We start from the raw sequence: 18,995 nt of genomic DNA on the forward strand, positions 1-18,995 counted from the left end.
CTTCGCGGGAACGGCAACGCTGGTCTACACGACGAATACCGGGGCGACAGGGACCGTGACGGTGACAGTGGCCGCCGAGAACGACGCGCCGACAGCGCTGGACGACACAGCGACAACGAACGAGGACATGGCCGTCACAATCGACGTGCTGGCCAATGACGGCGACCCGGACGGCGACACATTGACGATCTCGACTGTCACCCAAGGCGCGAACGGGTCGGTCGTGATCGACGACTTGGGCGATACAGATCCCCAAAACGACCAGATCATCTACGTGCCCGACACCGATTTTGCCGGCAACGACGTATTCAGCTACACGGTTTCCGACGGGCAAGGCGAAGACAGCACCGCGACAGTCAGCGTCACCGTGAACTCGGTGAACGACCCTCCCGAGGCGAACGCAATCTTCGGGACTGTTCAGGAAGGCAGCCAGTCGACCATAGGCTCGCCCTATCCTCCGACAACGGGACCTGTCAGTATCGACATCGCCAACCATTTCCTGACCGACGGCGCCGGCGGCTTCTTCTTCGGCGGTGAGAGGTCTGCGCCCTTTGGGGATGAAACAGAAATCTTTCAGACGCTTGGAGAGCCAGGCGAGGGCTACATTATATTGCTGGATGCGGGCAGCACCGTTGGTGGCGATAGCACCTTCACGGCACAGGCTTTCACAATCGTGGATGGCGTTCTCGCGGCGGCGGATGCATCGCTCTGGACGGTCTCGGGCTATTCAGGGACCATCAGCGCCACCGGCACCACGCTGACCGGAATCGGGGCCGACAGCAATTTCGATCTGCGTTTTGAAGTACGGGATCTGTCGGCCCCGGGCGAAAAGACCACCAGCTACCAGGTCGATGGCCGCAGGCTTGATCTCGGGTCGAGCGCCACGGACAGTTTTTTCGCCCGCGCTGTATTCGAAAGCGAGTTGAGCAACACCCTGGCGCCGCCGCCGATCACATTGACGGCGGATGTGTCCGATATTGAAGATGCTTTGGGCAACCTGACCTTCACCGTCGATGACAGCGCCACCGCCGGGACGGTTGTGAACAACGGCGACGGCACGTTCAGCTATTCCGCCGATGCGGCGTTCAATTATCTGGACGACACCGAAACCGCTACCGACAGCTTCAACTATACCGTCACCGATACGGGCGGGAACAGCGCCACGGCCACCGCGACGGTCGAGATCACCGGCGAAGACCCGCAGTTTACCGATCCGTTCCCGCCTGACCCGTTGGTCGCTCCGGTCCTGCAGGACGACTTTTTTGCATTGTTCAACACGGCTGCGCCGGCATCTTACAACGTTTTTTCGAACGACACCGACGCAAATGGCGACCCGCTGATCCTGACTGCGGTCACGCAACCCAGCGCGGGAAGCGTATCCATCGTGTCAAACGAGCTTGTTTTCGATCCCGGTGGGTCGTTCGCTGGCCTTGACCTCGGACAGACGGCGCAGGTATCCGTCGATTATACTGTCACAGACGGCACGTTTTCGGAAACCGCGACCGCCGTGTTCAACATAACCGGAGCGACAACGTTCGATCCCGGTAGTCAGACCGTGTCGGACAGCGACACCGGGCTGATCGGGCAGGCCCTGACAGCGCAGGTGACCGCAGGCGAACGGACCAACGACGGGACCACCGATGTGGCCGTCGACCTTGGCATAGGCGAGCCTCTGGAAGGGTTCATCGACGTGATCTTCGTGGTCGACCGGTCCGGTTCGACCACGTTCACAGGCTCGTCGCTGATCCCCGGTGTCGGAGACCAGAACTTCGACGCTATCTCCGATACCGTCATCGACGCCGAGATCCTGGCCGTCAGTAACCTCGTTGATGCGATCTTGGCCGAAGGTTATGCGCCGGGAACGGTGACGCTGACCCTGCAGCCGTTCTCGTCTCTTGCGGCGCCGTCCACGACTGTGACGCTCGACCCGACGGATGATCCCGCCAGCGGCCCGACGGATGCGGACACCTTCAAGGCGGCCCTGAGCGCGCTGACCGCAAGCGGCGGTACGCAATACATTCCCGCGCTGGAAGCGGCAGGCACCACGTTCGACGCGCTCGAAGTGGCAAACGGGGCGGCCTCCTCGTCGAAGTTTCTGTACTTCCTCACCGATGGCGATCCTTCCGACCGCGACACCACACTCCCCAATTCATTCGCGCCAATCCAGGCGGCCACAGATCAGTTGACAGCGGCGGGGGTGACGATGGCGGCGGTGGGGATCAACGCCAACCCCAACGCGCTGCGCCAGGACGCGCTGGATGCGGTCGACAACACCGGTGGCGGGATTTTCACCACCAGTTTCTCCGACCTCGATGCCGCCCTGCTGGCAGGCGCGCAGCCGGATGCCGAACTGATCTCGGCCGATGTCTTCGTTTTCAATCCTTTGGGAGTGCAAGTGGAGCAGGAAAGCTTCACCGGCCTCGACTTCAACACCTCTCCATTCGGCCTTTCGCTAGACCTGCAGGATCTGAATGGCTTTGCGACCGGCGTTGGAGAGATCAGTGAACTGCGGGTCGAGGCACGTTTCGATACTGACGGGAATGGAGCCGCGGACCTGACTCTGCAGACCCTACTGGAGGTGGAAGGCGCGCTTCCGGATGCGATCCTGATATAAGATCCACGCTAAAGCAATTTCAGAAAAAGTTGATAGACTTTTTCGGTTCGAAATTGCGCAAAAACAACGAATTACAGCGTTACGACTGTTTCAACGAAAAGTCGAAACGCTGTAGGCGACTGAGAGTTTCTTGCGCCTTTGTTCAGGATTCTATTTTAAAAGTGCGCCGCCCAAAACCTGAATCGGGGGGATTCCCACGAGTCTGATTTTGGGCGGGGCGCTTTAGCAAGAACGCTTTTGCCGAATGGGCCGACCGAGGACGCGTCGGCAAGCCTGATTGGCCAATCGACGACACCATGGCCCGAGCAACCGCCGCGATCTGATCAATTTCAATCGCTGATCGCGGCCCCGTCCGAGCGCGGGTCGGACGCCGCCTCGATCAGACCGGACGGGTGACGCACGACCGCCCCGGCATGGCCAGCGAGGTCCGAATAGGGCGCGATCAGCTCGACATCGTGACCGGCGTCGCGGAGTTGCGCCACAAGGGCCGGGTCGAATCTGTCTTCCAGTTTCAGTGTCGTTGTGTCCTGCCCCCATGTCTTGCCCAACAGCCAGCGTGGCGCAGTGACAGCCGCCTGCAATTCCATGCCAAACTGCACATGCCGCGTGAAGATGGCCGATTGCGTCTGCGGTTGTCCCTCACCCCCCATGGTGCCGTAAGACATAACGCGACCGTCGGTCAGTTCGGCCATCGCGGGGTTGAGCGTGTGGAAAGGCCGCTTGCCTGGTGCCAATTGGTTCGGACCCGGTACAAGTGAAAAGCCCGCACCGCGATTTTGGAAAAAGACGCCGGTTTCCGGGCAGGTCAGACCCGAGCCAAACTCCCAGAACACCGACTGAATAAAGCTCACCACGGTCCCGTCGCGGTCACAGGCGCCCATCCAGATCGTATCGCCCGCCTTGGGCTCATGCGGCCAGGGCAGGGCCTTTGCCATATCAATGCGCGTGGCCATTTCGTCGAGACCATCATCGCTCAGCCAGTCCTGCGCGGGGCTGCTCATATGGGTATGATCGCCCAATTCGGCATTGCGCTTGATAAAGGCCTGCTTGGTGGCCTCGATCAGTCCATGGACATGATCGAACCCTTCGCCCTGCGCCACGTTCAGACGGTCGAAGAGGCCAAGGATCATCAGCGACGCCACGCCCTGCGTCGGCGGGATCATGTTGTAGAGCCGCCCGTGCGATGTCTGCACACTCAGAGGCGTGACACGCTCGGCCGCGTAACCGGCGAAATCGCTTTCACGCAGTGGACTGCCATGCGCTTGTAAATAGGCGGCATGGGTCGCGGCCAGCGGACCGTTGTAATACGCGCCCAGCCCGTTCTCGGCCAAGTGCCGCAAGGTCTTGCCAAGCGCGCCCTGACGCAGCCGCGCACCGGGCGCGGGCACCTCGCCGCCCGGCAGGAATGTCTCGGCAAAACCGGGAACATCGCGCAGCCCGTCCAGCTTTTCCGCCGTGGTACGCGACTGGTTGCCGGTGACGGCGATGCCATTCTCAGCATAACCAATCGCTGGCGTCAAAAGCCGCGCCAGCGGCAGCCGCGTCGCGTGCAGATCGAGCGCCGCCTGCCAGCCCCCGACCGTGCCCGGCACCGTCAGCGCCGCCAGTCCGCCCCGTGCGGGAATGCCCTGTGCATGACCTTGCGCCGCATACCAGTCTGGCGTGGCCAGTGCCGCCGCCTGCCCGCCCGCAAAAATGCCCACCGGGGCCTCGCCCGGGCGTTTGATCAGCCAGAACCCATCGCCGCCGATCCCGTTCATATGCGGATAAACCACAGCAATCGTGGCGGCGGCGGCAACCATTGCCTCGACCGCCGTGCCACCTTCGCGGAGTACGTCCCGCCCGGCCAATGCCGCGGCGCGGTGTGGCGCGCTCACCGCGCCTTCGAAACCCAAAGCAGAATTCAGCATTGTTCTTCTTCCGTTTGACTGTGGGGCCCTCGGGGCCTTGGGATATCAAATCATCGCTCGGACCTTGGCATGTGGTCCGCGCTTGCAGGCCTGCACGGCTGCGATTGCCCACATCCTTAGCGTGCCCGTGCCGAGACTGCCAGCATCCCTTGCCATGCCTCCAGCCCAAGCTCTGTGCCAGGGTCGCGGAACAAGAGGCACTCCGCTGGTGTCACATTATCGTGACAAGCGAGCCATTGTCGTTGGGACGTGTCGAATCGAAAAGAAACGTTTTGCAAACGCTTAAATGGAAACCATGACCCGGGGATTCTGCCTGTTTCGCGGGCAAGCTTTTCGGATCACGCGACGATGGCTCTCGACCGCATTGAGGTTCGCAAGCCGATGTCGCTGATTTGCAATGCTTAGGCGAGATGTTCGGTCGCAACAGGAGAAACGAGGCTTCCATTTTGTGCGATTTGATGGTCATGTACCCACACTAACCAACCAAAATAACGCCGGTCATCAAAGACGGGTGCAACAGGAGGAGTAAATTTATGGAACGACGCAAGTTTCTAAAGGTTGCGACGGGGGGTGCGGCCGCATCCGTTACACTCGCGGCCCCGGCAATCGCGCAAGAGCGCACTGATCTGGTCATCGTGTCCACCTGGGGGCGCGATTTTCCAGGCCTGGGAACAAGCGCCCAACGGCTGGCCGCCCGCATCGAAGAGCTGACCGAAGGCCGCATCGCCGTTCAATATTTCGCGGCGGGCGAGCGTGTCGGCGCGTTCGACAGCTTCGACGAGGTCGCGTCTGGCAATGCCAATGCCTATATCGGTGCCGACTATTACTGGAAAGGCAAGCATCCGGGCTGGGCACCGTTCACCGCCGTCCCGTTCGGCCTGACCTATACCGAGATCGACGCCTGGATGAAATTCGGCGGCGGTCAGGAATTGCTGGAAAAACTCGGTGCGGAGTTCGGCATCCTGGGCATGCCCTGCGGCAATACCGGCGTGCAGATGGGCGGCTGGTTCAACAAGGAAATCAATTCGGCCGAAGACCTCAAGGGTCTCAAAATGCGTATTCCGGGCCTCGGCGGCGACGTCATGGCCAAGGTTGGCGCCTCGCCGGTCTCGCTGCCGGGCGGGCAGATTTACGAGAACCTTGTCTCCGGTGCCATCGACGCAACCGAGTGGGTCGGTCCCTGGAACGACTTCTTCCTCAAGCTCTACGAGGCGGCACAGTACTATTACTGGCCGGGCATGCACGAACCGGGCAGCCAGCTGAGCATGGGCTTCAACGCCGAGTGGTGGGGGGCGTTGTCCGATAACGACAAGCGCATCATGAGGGCCGCCTGCGCCGAGGAAAACGCAATGCAGGCCGCCGAGACCAACTACAACAACGGTGTCTACCTCAACCGTCTGATCAACGAATACGGCGTGGAATTGCGCGAGTTCAATGATGATGTCTACGAAGCCTTTGGCGACGCGGCGACAGAAGTCATCGACGAAACCCGCGACCACAGCCCCTTGGCAGCCGAGATCATCGACAGCTTCCTCGAGGCGCGCAGCAATGTGGGTGCCTGGTCGAACCTTTCCGACGCCCCCTATGTCGCCAAGCGGAACCGCTACCTCAAGATCTGACGCGAAACGCGCCGGATCGCTGGCGGTTCGCCTGTCAATCACGATCGGGCCGGATATACATCCGGCCCGATCCACCAAAGCTGCAGTAAACAAGGTACGGGGGAGACCGGATGATGGAGTCACAGGGCGCACCGGCGCCGCTGGTTCGAATATTCGGCTGGACCATGCTCAGCGGCATGGTTGCTTTTTTACTTAACGCGATCCTGAAATTCTGGTTCGATTTTCCGGGGCCCACATCCGCCTTCTCGGGCGGCGGCCCATTGGCGTTTCTTCAAATCGCACTCTACGGCGTCGCCATTCTGCTCGGGATCTGGAGTGTCTTGAAAACGCCCCACCAGACCCTGCGCTCAGAGGCGGCGCGCATCACCGCTATCAATACATTCCTTGTCCGGGCCGCGTTCTGGGTCGTGCTGCTCGTGGGGCTGGGCGATGCGATCGTCTCTTTCCTGCGCGTCAACAGCATGCTGGTCGATACGGTCGGCGAGGAACTGGCCGGCAATCTCGGGCGGGCCCAGTTTCGCGGCCTCTATTTTCATACACCACTTGTCGTCGTCGGTGTCCTGATCGCGGCGGTGACGCGCTCTCTCGGCTTCATCTGGCTGGCGCTTCTGGTGGTGATCGCGGAACTGCTGATCGTGTTCAGCCGCTTCGTATTCTCCTACGAGCAGGCCTTCATGGCCGATCTGGTGCGCTTCTGGTACGGCGCGCTCTTTCTGTTCGCCTCCGCCTACACGCTGCTGGAGGACGGGCATGTGCGGGTCGATCTCTTTTACGCAAGCATGCGGCGCGAGAAAAAGGGCCGGGTCAATGCCTGGGGGTCTGTCCTGCTTGGGATGCTGCTGTGCTGGACCATACTCATCCTTGGCTTGGGGTCATCGTCCAGTATCATCGTCGGGCCAATCCTTGTCTTCGAGGTCACGCAATCCGGCTTTGGCATGTATGTCAAATACTTCATGGCCGGCTTTCTCGGGGTCTTCGCCGTCACGATGATGGTGCAATTCGTCGCTCAATTCTTCGAGGCCGTCGCCGACAAGCGCGGTGAACCCGGTGCGCGCGAGACGCAAGCCGAAATTTTGTAAGAGATAAGGCCCGACCTGATGGAGCTGTTTTTCCTTCTTCTTCTCATCGTGATCATGGCGACCGCGCTCGGCTCGGGCTATCCGGTGGCATTCGCGTTGCCCGGATCGGCGATCATCACGATCCTGCTGGCCGCAGGCGCGGGCTATCTTTTCGGGGGCGGCGTTGACGCGTATTTCGAATCCGGCGGCCCCTCACAATGGCTGAGCGCCGGAGTGACCAACCTGCGCGGCGTCTACTGGGAGCCTGAGAGGGATACTCTCATCGCGATCCCTCTGTTCATTTTCATGGGCATCATGCTGCAACGCTCGAAGATTGCCGAGGATCTGCTGGTCACCATGGCGCAGCTCTTTGGCCCGGTGCCGGGGGGTCTGGGCATTTCGGTCGTCGTCGTGGGCGCGCTCCTGGCCGCCACGACCGGGATCGTCGGGGCCACCGTGGTCGCGATGGGCCTCATTTCGCTGCCGGCGATGATGCGCAACGGTTACTCCAATTCGCTCTCCACCGGCATCATCGCATCGTCGGGCACTCTGGGTCAGATCATCCCGCCGTCGATTGTGCTGATCATTCTCGCCGACCAATTGGCCTCGGCGGTGGATCAGGCCGGTCAGGCACGTCAGGAACTCTACAAGGAAGTCACCGGCGAGTTGATAATGCCGTCGGAATACGCGGTGAGCTCGACCAGCGCGGGTGACATGTTCCTCGGTGCGCTGGTGCCGGGGCTGGTGCTTGTCGGCCTCTACATCCTGTTCATCCTGACAGTCGCGATCCTGCGCCCACGTCTTGCGCCCGCCGTGAAACACGAAGGCAGTTTCGACCTCAGATTTCTGGCAAAGGTGCTGCTTGCGATGGTGCCGCCCCTCGCGCTTATCATGATGGTGCTCGGCTCTATCATCGGGGGGATCGCCACGGTCAATCAGGCCGGTGCCATCGGTGCCGTCGGCGCGCTTGTCATGGCCGGCTACCGGCTGCATCCCGGAGGCAAACTGCGGTTTGTGCCGGCGATCATGGCTCTGGCCGGGCTCGGGCTGATCGCCTTCGTGCTGTCGAATTATGATACCAACGTCCAGAACATCCAGAGCGCGGAGGATGCGCTTGGCGTCAATCTGGCCATCGTTGGCGTCGTCACCATCGTCATCGCCATCGTCTGGAGCGGATATCGCGCCTATGTCAACGATAATGCCCTGACCGGGGTGATGCTGGAAACAGCCAAGACAACGTCGCTCGTGTTCATCATTCTTCTCGGGGCCGCGATGCTGACGGCCGCGTTCCGGGCGTTTGGCGGCGAGGAACTGGTCAAGCATTTCCTCGAAGGCTTGCCCGGCGGGTTCTGGATCAAATTCGCCATCGTAATGCTGGTGATCTTTGTTCTGGGGTTCTTTCTCGATTTCATCGAGATCGCCGTCGTCGTCGTGCCTATCGTCGCTCCCATCCTTTTGGCTGATCCCGAGGCGAACGTCACGGCGGTCTGGCTGGGTGTGATGATCGGCCTCAACATCCAGACATCGTTCCTGACACCGCCTTTCGGGTTTGCCCTGTTCTATCTGCGGGGGGTGGCCTCCAAGGCGGTCAAGACGATCCAGATTTACATCGGCGTGCTGCCGTTCATCGCCTTGCAACTCCTCGCGCTTGTCATTGTCGCATCATATCCACCCTTGGTGAATTACCTGCCGATGCGTAGCTCTCTGACCGCAGAAACCGCGCCGCCGCCGATCAATCCGGCACTGCAATATTGCGTCGAAAATTATGTCGCGCAGGAATTTGAGCGCAACAGTGACACGATCAGAGACGCCATCGACAGGGCGGATGCCCTCGACCTGTCTTACCTGCCGGATGATCCGCGCGATGATTTCAGGGACAGCGTGGCGAAAGCACGCGAGGCCTTCCCGATGATTGCAGAGATCGAGGAGATCAAGCGGCAACTCGAGGAGCAAGCGGTCGCGTATCGCCCTCAGCACACGATTGTCCGCGCATTGCAACGTGATGCACGCCGGATCGAGACCGAACTGGAAGACTTGCGCGTGCAGGTCGACCGTGGCTATGGCGATACCGCGGCGCTGCAGGCGCGGGTCGACACCATGGAAGCGGAACGCCAGGCTCTGCTCGACCGCGTCCCTGAAAACTGGAAAGAGGCGGAAACGGCCTATGGACGTATCACCGCCGCCGACCGGCGCGCGCGCGGACTGTATCGCCGCACAGTGGATCAGGCGTATGAGCCCGTCGAAGAGTTGATGGGCGTGATCTCGGCCGCGGATAGACTCGCGGCCCTCGAAGGGCAGATCGCTGCGCTCGCGGCGGATGCCCCGGACATGGACCGCGAGACCGCCGATGAACGCTTCAAAGAGGTCGAGCGCGCGCTCGGCGATGTCGCCGGTGCAAACGATATCCGTGGGCTGCTTTCGGATGCGCGCCGCGAGATCGACGACCGGTCGCCCGACCCCGAGCGCGCAGCCGAGTATATCGCCGAAGCGCAGGATCTCTTTGAGACCGAGGTCGCATGGCGGACCCGGGCGAAAGAGGACCTGCTTCCCGAATTGAAGGCATACGAGGCGGCGATCAGCGGAACCATCGGTTTGCGCCAACAGCCGAGATTGCCCCGTGAACAGGCGCTGTTCGTGGCCTCCTGCAACGCCGAACACCGGGATATCTCTTTGAATTTCTAGGTCTGCGCAGACGCAAGGCGCTGGAGCGTCCGGCACCCGGAAGCGATCAAAGGGGCTAAGGTGGTGTTATCTCTGGCATGACCTTGGTCCCGCAGGAGTGCCAATCGGCATCAAAACGGGCCCTTGCCGTGCGTTGCGGCCGCCAGCCGTGGCTCACTGCTCCCCGGCCTCGCAGATCAATTTGTAGAGGTGCCAGGTTGCATGCCCCAACAAGGGCAGCACGACAAACAGGCCAAGAAATGCCGGCAACATCGCAAGAAATACCAGCACCGCGATCAGCGCGGCCCAGATCAGCATCGGCACCGGATTTTGCGTCACAACTTGCAGGCTGGTAAGCATGGCGGTCACAAAATCCACCTCCCGGTCAAGAAGGAGCGGCAGCGCCACGACAGTCAAACTATAGAGCAAAAGCGCAAAGACCGCGCCCACCCCCGTGCCGACCGCCAGCATGCTCAAGCCCTCGGAGGTGAAGTACACCTCAAACGACGACGAAACGTTGGTCATCGTCGACAGACCCAGAAACAGGGCAAAGATCATGTGAGCCAGAAAGAACCAGAACAGGAACACCATGATGATGATCGCGCAAATCGAGGGCAGTTGCCGACGCCGCTGATGCGCGATCACCCCAAAAATCTCGGACGCAACCAGCGCACGCCTCTCACTCAGGCGGTGGCTCACTTCGTAAAAACCGACCGCTGCAAACGGCCCGATCAGCGGAAAGCCAACAGCGGCGAAGATCAGCCAGTAGCTCTTGCCGGTGGCAATCGTCACAGCCGTCATGATCAGCCCAATCACGACATAGACGCCCGCAAAGACAACCGCGTAGCCGGGTGCTTGACGCATATCGGCCCAGCCACGGCGCAACGCCTCGCTCAGCATGTCGAGGCGCACATCCCCCATCTCGGGCAGCCCAAGCGGCTTGGTCTCTTGATGCGGCATTCCCGGCCCTCCCCGTTCGGCCCGAGGTTAGCCAAGCTGATGCCCCGCGCAAAGATCTAACTCAAACTCAGCTTACGCTCTGTGCCATTGCAAACGGAAAACGGGCGCGCCCGCCACCTGGCACGCGCGCCCGTAGACAGCGGTTTTACCGCGACCCGGCTCAGATGTGGATCACCCGATCATAAGCATCAAGGACGCTCTCGTGCATCATCTCGCTGAGCGTGGGATGCGGGAAAACGGCGTGCATCAGGTCTTCCTCGGTGGTCTCCAACTGACGACCAACCACGTAACCCTGGATAAGCTCGGTCACTTCGGCCCCGATCATATGCGCCCCCAAAAGCTCGCCGGTCTTTTCGTCAAAGATCGTCTTGATCAGGCCCTCGGCCTCGCCCATGGCGATCGCCTTGCCGTTGCCGATAAACGGGAAACGGCCGACCTTGATCTTGTGGCCCTTGTCCTTGGCCTGTGCCTCGGTCAGACCCACACTGGCGACCTGCGGATGGCAATAGGTGCAGCCCGCGATGCTGTCGGGATCGACCGCATGCGGATGCCCGCCCGCGATCAGCTCAGCGACCATCACGCCTTCATGGCTGGCCTTGTGCGCCAGCCAAGGCCCGTTGGTGGCATCCCCGATCACAAAAAGCCCCTCGACACCGCTGCGGCAGAATTCATCGGTCACGACAAAAGATTTCTCGATCTTCGCGCCCAGCTTTTCCAGCCCCAGACCTTCGGTATTGGCGACGATGCCGACGGCGGAAATCACTGAGTCGAACTCGTGTTTCTCGACCTTGCCACCCACTTCGATATGCGCGGTCACCTTGTCCTTGGCGCGGTCCAGCTGCTTGACCATCGCCTTGACCTTGATCTTCATCTTCTGCTTTTCAAAGGATTTCTTGGCGAAGGCGGAAATCTCGGCATCCTCGACGGGCAGAATGCGGTCCATCACCTCGACCACGGTCGTGTCAGCCCCGAGCGTGTTGTAGAAGCTGGCGAATTCGATGCCGATGGCACCCGAGCCGATGACCAGCAATTTTTTGGGCATATGCGGCGGCACCAGTGCATGTTTGTAGGTCCAGACGCGTTCGCCGTCGGCCTCCAGACCCGGCAATTCGCGTGCCCGTGCGCCAGTGGCAAGCACGATGTTTTTCGCGGTCAATTCCTCGGTGCCCTTGTCGGTCTTGACGCTCACCTTGCCCTTGGCGGGCAGCGTCGCCTCGCCCATCACCACCGTGATCTTGTTCTTCTTCATCAGATGCGCCACGCCGCCGCTGAGTTGCTTGGCCACCCCGCGCGAGCGTTTCACCACCGCGTCGAGATCATAGCCGATGCCGGTCGCGCTCAGCCCGAATTCCTTGGCCCGGTGCATCAGGTGGAACACTTCGGACGAGCGCAGCATCGCCTTGGTCGGTATGCACCCCCAGTTGAGGCAGATGCCGCCCATATGCTCACGCTCGACAATGGCCACCTTGAGGCCCAGTTGCGCGCCCCGGATCGCGGCGACATAGCCGCCCGGCCCTGCCCCGATCACGATCATGTCATAGCTGTTCGTCGCCATCTGGCCCTCCGCTTTCAATTTAGTTTGGTGTTAAACTATTTTCCTGACGATCACAACGCAGCATGCCCCCCGGTTGCGCAAACAACCGACAGGCAGGTGTGGTCTTGCACCAATACGGATCAGGCGGCGGCCATCAGTTGCCTGAGTGTGGCCGCGTAGCCACCCTCGGCCTCATAGGCACGCTCCAAGGCGGTCGAGGGACGCTCCAGCGCGGCATTGCGATAGGGGAAGCGGCCAAACTGCCTGATGACCTCGCGATGCGCGCGCGCGTGGGTCATGTTGTCAGGCCCGTGTTCGGGCATGCGCTCACACAACAGACGTACGCAGCGCTCCTGATCGCAGAGATTCTCCGAATGCATCAGCGGCAGATAAAAGAACTGTCTTGCGGGTTCGTCAATCTTGAGATCCCAGCCACGGTTGATCGCCACCTTGGCCGCCGCAAGCGCAGGTTTGTCCGTGGCGAATGCCAGACTCTCCCCCCGAAACATATTGCGCGGAAATTGATCGCAGAGAATGATATAAGCCAGCGTGCCGCTCGGATAGGTCAGCCAGAGGCCGTAGGCCCCTTGGCGGACGTTCTCCCATGCCGTGCCGAAACGCTCCCGAACCTTGGCATCCAGCGCGTCAGACGCCTTGTACCATCCGTCCGGTCCGACCTCATCGAGCCAGAACCGCAACACATCATCGGGTAAGACCATAGGGAACTCCTCATTTGCCTATGATGTTTTCTTGACGTTAACGGGATTTAACGCCCTCTTCACAGTAACATATTCCTACAAAGGGAAATATTGTTAATATTTCAATCCTCTTTCGCCTCTTGGGCTGTCTCGATGGCGTATTCTTGCGCAAATTCCACTGCCATCGGTGAAGATGAGGGCAGAACCGGCGCATAACTGTCGGTCTGTTGAATGGTCGGTGCTGCGCGCTGCGTCATCCGGTAGACCGCATAGGCGACCATCGCGAACATCAGAAGCGCGATATAGAGAAAGTAGCCTCCCGGCCCCATTGCACCCATCATCCAGCCCACCATGAGCGGTCCGGCAATCGCGCCCAGCCCGTTGATGAAGACCATCCCGCCGGCCGCCGCGGCCATGTCGTCATGATCGAGAAAGTCATTGGTATAGGCAATAAGCAGCGAATAGAGCGGATTGGACGAGCCGCCCACAATGAATGCAGCCAAGAGCAGAAACCAGAAATTGTCGCCCAGCAACATGCCGACAAGGCCCCCGATCCCCGTCACGAGCGACACAGCGGCGATAAGCTTGCGCCGGTCCATCCGGTCCGACAGCCAGCCGAGCGGATATTGCGCCACCACCGCCGCGACATAAAAGGACGCAACAAAGGTCGAGATTTGCCCCACGCTCAGCCCCGCTTCGGACCCGTATACCGCCGCCATGCCGAATTGCGCAGCAAAGACGCCACCGGTCAGCAGCATGCCAACGCAGCCCAGAGGCGAGATTTTCATGATCTGCCGCAGCGTGAGCGGTTTGGTTGTATCGAATGCCGGGGTCGGGCTGACCGACAACAGGATGGGCGCGAAAGCCAGCGACACCAGGACCGACGGAATGACAAACAGAACATAGCCGCTCGGATCGGCGAGCACCATCATCGCCTGTGCCGATACGATACCGACCATTTGCACCATCATGTAGAGCGACAGCGCCTTGCCCCGCGTCTCATTGGTGGCCGAGTTGTTGAGCCAGCTTTCCGCCGTGACGTAGACGCCCGAAAAACAGAACCCGATCAGGACACGACCGAGGGACCAGGCCCAGGGCTCTGTCACCGTCGGGTAAAGGATCAAGACCGCCGAGATCATCGAGCCCAGCGCGGCAAACACCCGCACATGCCCCACCCGGCGGATCATTTCGGGTGCCATCCTCGAGCCAAACAGGAAGCCAAGGAAATAAGACGACATCACGACCGACATTTCGAGCGTCGAAAAGCCTTCGAGCGCACCACGAATACCCAAAAGCGTACCCTGCATGCCATTGCCGACCTGCAAGAGCATCATGCCCAAAAGCAGAGCCCAGGCTCCAGACAATACCTGAAACATCGTGTTACTCCATCAACCCGCCTCCAACCTCGCAAGCGGGTGGACCGCGCGTCTACGCCAATCGCGACTCAACCTGTCGCGCCCTCACTTCGCCTGTCAGGCTTTTGCGCAGGTATCAACAGTGAAGCGTCGCCATAGGAAAAGAACCGGTATCGTCTTGCGACGGCGTGTGCGTAGATCGTCTTGACTCGGTCTTGCCCCATGAGGGCCGCCACCAACATCATCAGGGTCGATTTTGGCAGGTGGAAGTTGGTCATCAGCGCATCGGTCACACGAAACTCGAAACCGGGATAGATGAAGATATCGGTGTCGCCCTCCCACGGCGCGATCTCGCCGGTGGCCCGCGCCGCCGTCTCGATCAGGCGCAGCGCGGTCGTACCCACCGGGATGATCCGCCCACCCGCAGCCCGCGTCTCGGCGATTTCAGCGGCAGCCTGCGCGCTGACCTCGCCCCATTCGGCATGCATCTTGTGGCTGGTGACGTCCTCAACCTTGACCGGCAGGAATGTGCCTGCGCCGACATGCAAGGTGACATGCGTAAACGTCACGCCCATCCGAGCCAGTCCGCCCAGCAACGCCTCGTCAAAATGCAGGGACGCCGTGGGCGCCGCGACCGCCCCGGCGGCACGCGCCCATACCGTTTGGTAATCCTCACGGTCCTGCGCATCCGCCGGCCGCTTGGCCGCGATATAGGGCGGCAGGGGCATCGCGCCCGCCGCATCGAGCGCGGTATCGAAATCCTCGCCGCCAAGGTTGAATCGCAGCCGCCCCTGCCCCGCATCCTTGGCCTCGAGCACGGCTGACAGCGCCTCGGAAAAGACGATCTCTTCGCCTGCGTTCACCTTCTTGAGCGGCTTGATCAGCGCCGACCAGCTACCATCCGCCCCCGGCTCCAACAGCGTCACCTCGATCTTCGCGGCGGTGGCGCCCTGCGCGCCCACCCGGTGCCGCGTGCCGGTCAAGCGTGCGGGTATCACCCTCGTATCGTTAAGCACCAACCGGTCCCCGGGGCGCAGCCATTGCCCCAGGTCCGCAACGCTGGCGTCATGAATTGCCTGATCCACGGCCACCAACAGCCGGGCACTGCTGCGCGGTCGCGCCGGCCGCGTGGCGATCAGCGCCTCGGGCAGGTCGAAATCGAAATCCGAAAGCTTCATCTGTCCTGTCTTTGAAATCCAAGTGGTTCGTTCTCACGCCCCCGGTCCTCGGTCTGTCCCGAGCTGCCGGCCCGCCCGCCATCGACTGTCGGTGCAGGCCGCCGGAACAGCTCACGCATGAACCCCGGGGCCAGCGCCGAAAGCGGATTGACCGACACCGCCGGGTCCGACGCAGACCCCTTCAGTGTATAATTGAACCCGATAAGCCCCTCGCCCCGTCGGGTAAAGGCCCCTCCGATGGCATTGAGCAAATAGACCGGCGAGACAACGCCCTGCATGTCCATCCGTCGATTTGCCATGGTATAATAGCCATCCATCGAAATGCCGACCGAGGCCCCGACCGCGCTGCCCTCCAGCAGGACCAACCGTTGTGGCGTCAGGCGGAACCGTGCATCGACCCGACTGAAATGCAAACCCTGACCATAAAACTGCTCCAACAGACCCACAACGCTGATCGTATTGAGAAGCGCCCCCAGGGCCGGGGCCTCCTTGACCCGCAAACTGTCGATGCCCAATACGCCGTCGTAACTCCCCGGCTTGGCCGCAGGCGTAAGCACCAGGTCCAGCGTGCCATTGCGTGCCTGCTGCAATAGCCCGGCCGAGGCCATCAGCCCGCCCGCATCGTCCGACTTGATTCGAAACGCACTGCGCCCGCCCTGCGGCACCACTTCACCGGTGATTGGCGTGATCCCGTTCAGGCGACCGGAAAAGCGGCCACGCGTGCCCTCTGCCGTGTTCAGATCGGCTCGGAAATCCGACAGCGCGATACCGTCCGATATCTGAAGCCGGTCAAGCCCCAATGCAACCGGCCCGCCGCCGCCCGCACCACCGCCTTCGCCGCCGAGCGACGTCTTGCGCAGATCGACCGTGCCACCTGTCACTTCGATGGCCGGGGCTACACCTGCCCCGCGCCCGATCAGCGCAACGGGCGCATCAAGCCAGTCACCGATCGCGACGCGCGAAAATTCAGCGCGATCAAGCCCGCCACCCGGATTGAGGCTCACCTGCCCTTGGGCAGTCAGCCCTGCGCCGGTCAGCGTCAGCGCGCTTATGTCGGGTGGTTGGCCCAGTGTTCCGGCCACATCCAGCCGCCCTGTCTGCCCCTCCGCCAAACGCCAGCTGAGCTGCGGCAGGGCCAGGCCGACACCGGCCAGATCCGATTGCAGGGTAAAGCGGCCCGGCTGCCCCTTGGCGAAATTGACCTCAAGATCGGCCTGCCCCTGCCCTGTCAGGCTGCCGGGCGGAAGGGCGATCCCGAACTCATCGAGAAACCGTCCGGAAATCTCGACTTGTCCACGCACGCGGCTCTCACCTTGCGGGTTGCGCCCAATGGCCATGTCCCAACGGCCACGCACCGGCACCTCTCCGATCCGTGCCTCGCCGCCGATCTCGATATGACGGTTGCTGGCATCAACGGCCAATCGCTCTGCCGACAGAACACGCCCCTTGACCAGCATGTCGCTGCGCACATCGCGCAAATCACCCGTGACCTCGAACGCCACTTCCTCGGGCGTCAGCCGATCCTTGAGCAGAAAATTCAGCTCGCCCTCCAGCCTGGCCTGCCCATCGGCGAGTCCGACGGGCTGCCCGGCCTTCTCCAGAAAGCGAAACGGGGGGGCATCCAGCAGCGCCAGCGCGGCGGGGACGGGACCTCGCGTTTTCAGGCGTGCACGCGCCGGGCTTTCCTTGATACGCACATCCGGTATGACAAAACTGGTCCCCGAAACGTCAATAGCCCCGCCCTGCCCGGCATCGACATGGCCCTGATCCGCATAGATCGCAAAACGGTTGTCCCGAAGTGACGCATGTCCCGACGCGGCCGTGATCGGCGGTACGTCACGCACATAGGTCGCCTCCAGATCATCAAAATCGAACCCCAGAAAGAAATCGGGCCGCATGTCCGGCCGCAGGCGCAGCGCCAGTTGAATGTTGCTCAAGTCTGCGCTGTGCACACTGCGCTCAAGCCATTTGCGCGTTTTGGGTTTGGCCGAGCGCGGCCAGAGCGCCAGAAGTCTCTCGGGGGCCAGCCCATCGATGCCGCCCTCAAGCGTCAAGTCCCAGCCATCGTTGCGTCCACGCGCCTCGCCACGAACCAAAAGATTGCGGCCTTGGTCGCTTAGGCTCAACTCTCCCAGCGTCACGATGAACGGTTCAAACTGCAGCCGCATGGCCATGGCCGCCGCCTCGAAGCGCAACGGCTCGGGATAGATCCCGGGCGGGTCAGCCACGATGTCGCTTATGCGGATCTGAGCCTGTAATTCACGCGGCCAGCCCGCCTCCATGCCGACCAGACGTGCTGTCCCCTCGGCGCGCGCCTGACCCCAAGCACTATCGACCGACAGCTCGGTAAAGCGGATTTCCTGCGCCTCTGGTTGATAAGTGAAATAGCTGCGCGCCGATTTGAACCGGATGGGCGCTGTGGCAGGCGTGGGTTGCAGCACCCCCGCACCAATCTGGAGCGTGGCATTGAGCGGCCCCAAAAGGCCGTCGTCATCAACCCCTGCCCGCAGCGCGCCCGAAATCGGCGCATCAAGCGCCCCGAGCCAAGCCAGCGCTGGCGATTGGCCAGCGATATCGCCCGATGGCATATCCTCAAACCTTACCCCGAACTCAGCCGCATTCTGCCCGATTTCGCCGGTATAATTCACCTCCAGCGTGGTGGCGTAGTCCCGTGCGCCCAAAAGCGCCACATCGCCGCGGAGGCGGATTTCGTCCCCTTCGCGGGCCAATTGCACCCGACCGCCATCCGCGCTCCACGCGCGGTCGGCACGCGCGTCCTCGTAGCGCAGGGTGAGGTTATCCGCCGTAACCAGATCGAGAGCCGCGAACTGAGACCTCGCAAAGAACGCCTCAAGCTGCTCGGTAAAGGTCTGTGTGTCGTCGCCAGCATCTCCGTCCCCCTCGAGGATGATCGACAACTCGCCCGAAGCGCGCCGTCGCAAGACCAGCCGCGCGCCAGATAGATGCACGGTGGCGGGCTGCACCTCGCCGCGCAACAACGGCTGCGGAGCGACCGAAACCTCCAGCGACGACAGGCTCGCAAGCGACACGCCGTCAAGTCCGGCCACATCTACATCGTGCAATGCGACCCGCGGTGTCAAATCCTCACCGACAACGAGCGACATGCCGCCAAAGCTCAGATCGTAATCTGTCACGCTTTCATTGATGCGTACCGCGATGCGCTCCTTGAGCCATTCCGGCGCACTGAGCGTCGCGCCGACGCCAAGCGCGGCCAGGGCCCCAAGCAGCAGAACCAGGACAACGCAACTGAAACAGAACTGCACCCCGTGCCGCAGGACGCGTCGGGTTCGGCGCGCACGGCGCTGTGCCCCGGCCTGCGGCGGGGCCCCGTCCTGCGCGGCGCGCTCTTGTGTCTGATCCGTGCTCATCCTATCCGTTCGGACGCGT

At 61.7% G+C, this 18,995-nt stretch carries 11 protein-coding genes; 4 read left to right on the plus strand and 7 right to left on the minus strand.

The genetic code is table 11. From position 1 onward, the window contains the following. Nucleotides 1-2,614 (plus strand): Ig-like domain-containing protein (locus tag Q0X85_RS14345; protein WP_297772995.1); only part of this gene is annotated, 2,614 nt, incomplete at its 5' end. Between the two features lie 329 nt (nt 2,615-2,943). Here the strand turns inward: Q0X85_RS14345 and Q0X85_RS14350 are convergent. Continuing rightward, nucleotides 2,944-4,524, minus strand: a complete 1,581-nt coding sequence (locus Q0X85_RS14350; RefSeq protein ID WP_297772996.1) for a gamma-glutamyltransferase family protein — start codon at nt 4,522-4,524, stop codon at nt 2,944-2,946. Nucleotides 4,525-5,057: 533 nt separating this feature from the next. Between Q0X85_RS14350 and Q0X85_RS14355 the strand changes: the two genes are divergently transcribed. The 3 genes from Q0X85_RS14355 to Q0X85_RS14365 all read left to right on the plus strand — a co-directional run bounded on the left by Q0X85_RS14355 (nt 5,058) and on the right by Q0X85_RS14365 (nt 9,883). Beyond that, entirely contained in the window at nt 5,058-6,143 is a 1,086-nt protein-coding gene (locus tag Q0X85_RS14355; protein WP_297772998.1) for a TRAP transporter substrate-binding protein, read from the plus strand. A 110-nt stretch (nt 6,144-6,253) separates the two neighbouring features. Then, on the plus strand, nt 6,254-7,222 hold the full coding sequence (locus Q0X85_RS14360; RefSeq protein WP_297773000.1) for a TRAP transporter small permease subunit: 969 nt from the start codon (nt 6,254-6,256) through the stop codon (nt 7,220-7,222). An 18-nt stretch (nt 7,223-7,240) separates the two neighbouring features. Further along, nucleotides 7,241-9,883 carry a TRAP transporter large permease subunit gene (locus tag Q0X85_RS14365; RefSeq protein WP_297773001.1) on the plus strand — a complete coding sequence of 881 codons (2,643 nt, stop codon included), beginning with the start codon at nt 7,241-7,243 and terminating at the stop codon, nt 9,881-9,883. A 153-nt stretch (nt 9,884-10,036) separates the two neighbouring features. Here Q0X85_RS14365 and Q0X85_RS14370 read toward each other — a convergent pair whose 3' ends face one another. The 6 genes from Q0X85_RS14370 to Q0X85_RS14395 form a co-directional block, all read right to left on the minus strand. Then, entirely contained in the window at nt 10,037-10,822 is a 786-nt protein-coding gene (locus Q0X85_RS14370) for a DUF2189 domain-containing protein (protein ID WP_297773002.1), read from the minus strand. A gap of 160 nt (nt 10,823-10,982) precedes the next feature. Next, complete coding sequence (gene lpdA, locus Q0X85_RS14375; RefSeq protein WP_297773003.1) at nt 10,983-12,377, minus strand: dihydrolipoyl dehydrogenase; 1,395 nt, start codon at nt 12,375-12,377, stop codon at nt 10,983-10,985. A gap of 119 nt (nt 12,378-12,496) precedes the next feature. Further along, nucleotides 12,497-13,075: a DUF924 family protein gene (locus Q0X85_RS14380; protein ID WP_297773005.1), complete on the minus strand. Its 579-nt coding sequence runs from the start codon at nt 13,073-13,075 to the stop codon at nt 12,497-12,499. Between the two features lie 101 nt (nt 13,076-13,176). Further along, nucleotides 13,177-14,430: an MFS transporter gene (locus Q0X85_RS14385; RefSeq protein WP_297773007.1), complete on the minus strand. Its 1,254-nt coding sequence runs from the start codon at nt 14,428-14,430 to the stop codon at nt 13,177-13,179. A gap of 68 nt (nt 14,431-14,498) precedes the next feature. Next, nucleotides 14,499-15,587, minus strand: a complete 1,089-nt coding sequence (queA, locus tag Q0X85_RS14390; protein WP_297773008.1) for a tRNA preQ1(34) S-adenosylmethionine ribosyltransferase-isomerase QueA — start codon at nt 15,585-15,587, stop codon at nt 14,499-14,501. Next, on the minus strand, nt 15,584-18,976 hold the full coding sequence (locus tag Q0X85_RS14395; protein ID WP_297773009.1) for an AsmA-like C-terminal region-containing protein: 3,393 nt from the start codon (nt 18,974-18,976) through the stop codon (nt 15,584-15,586). The genes queA and Q0X85_RS14395 overlap by 4 nt, the downstream gene beginning before the upstream one ends. Nucleotides 18,977-18,995 lie beyond the last annotated feature (19 nt).

Origin of the sequence: uncultured Roseovarius sp., from assembly GCF_947259555.1 — a bacterium.
Lineage (GTDB): Bacteria > Pseudomonadota > Alphaproteobacteria > Rhodobacterales > Rhodobacteraceae > Roseovarius.

Excerpts from the sequence above, each read along its gene's own strand:
- Q0X85_RS14360 (WP_297773000.1), top strand. The coding sequence starts at position 6,254 with ATGATGGAGTCACAGGGCGCACCGGCGCCGCTGGTTCGAATATTCGGC.
- Q0X85_RS14350 (WP_297772996.1), bottom strand. The coding sequence starts at position 4,524 with ATGCTGAATTCTGCTTTGGGTTTCGAAGGCGCGGTGAGCGCGCCACAC.
- Q0X85_RS14370 (WP_297773002.1), bottom strand. The coding sequence starts at position 10,822 with ATGCCGCATCAAGAGACCAAGCCGCTTGGGCTGCCCGAGATGGGGGAT.
- Q0X85_RS14385 (WP_297773007.1), bottom strand. The coding sequence starts at position 14,430 with ATGTTTCAGGTATTGTCTGGAGCCTGGGCTCTGCTTTTGGGCATGATG.
- Q0X85_RS14395 (WP_297773009.1), bottom strand. The coding sequence starts at position 18,976 with ATGAGCACGGATCAGACACAAGAGCGCGCCGCGCAGGACGGGGCCCCG.
- lpdA (WP_297773003.1), bottom strand. The coding sequence starts at position 12,377 with ATGGCGACGAACAGCTATGACATGATCGTGATCGGGGCAGGGCCGGGC.
- Q0X85_RS14380 (WP_297773005.1), bottom strand. The coding sequence starts at position 13,075 with ATGGTCTTACCCGATGATGTGTTGCGGTTCTGGCTCGATGAGGTCGGA.
- Q0X85_RS14365 (WP_297773001.1), top strand. The coding sequence starts at position 7,241 with ATGGAGCTGTTTTTCCTTCTTCTTCTCATCGTGATCATGGCGACCGCG.
- Q0X85_RS14355 (WP_297772998.1), top strand. The coding sequence starts at position 5,058 with ATGGAACGACGCAAGTTTCTAAAGGTTGCGACGGGGGGTGCGGCCGCA.
- queA (WP_297773008.1), bottom strand. The coding sequence starts at position 15,587 with ATGAAGCTTTCGGATTTCGATTTCGACCTGCCCGAGGCGCTGATCGCC.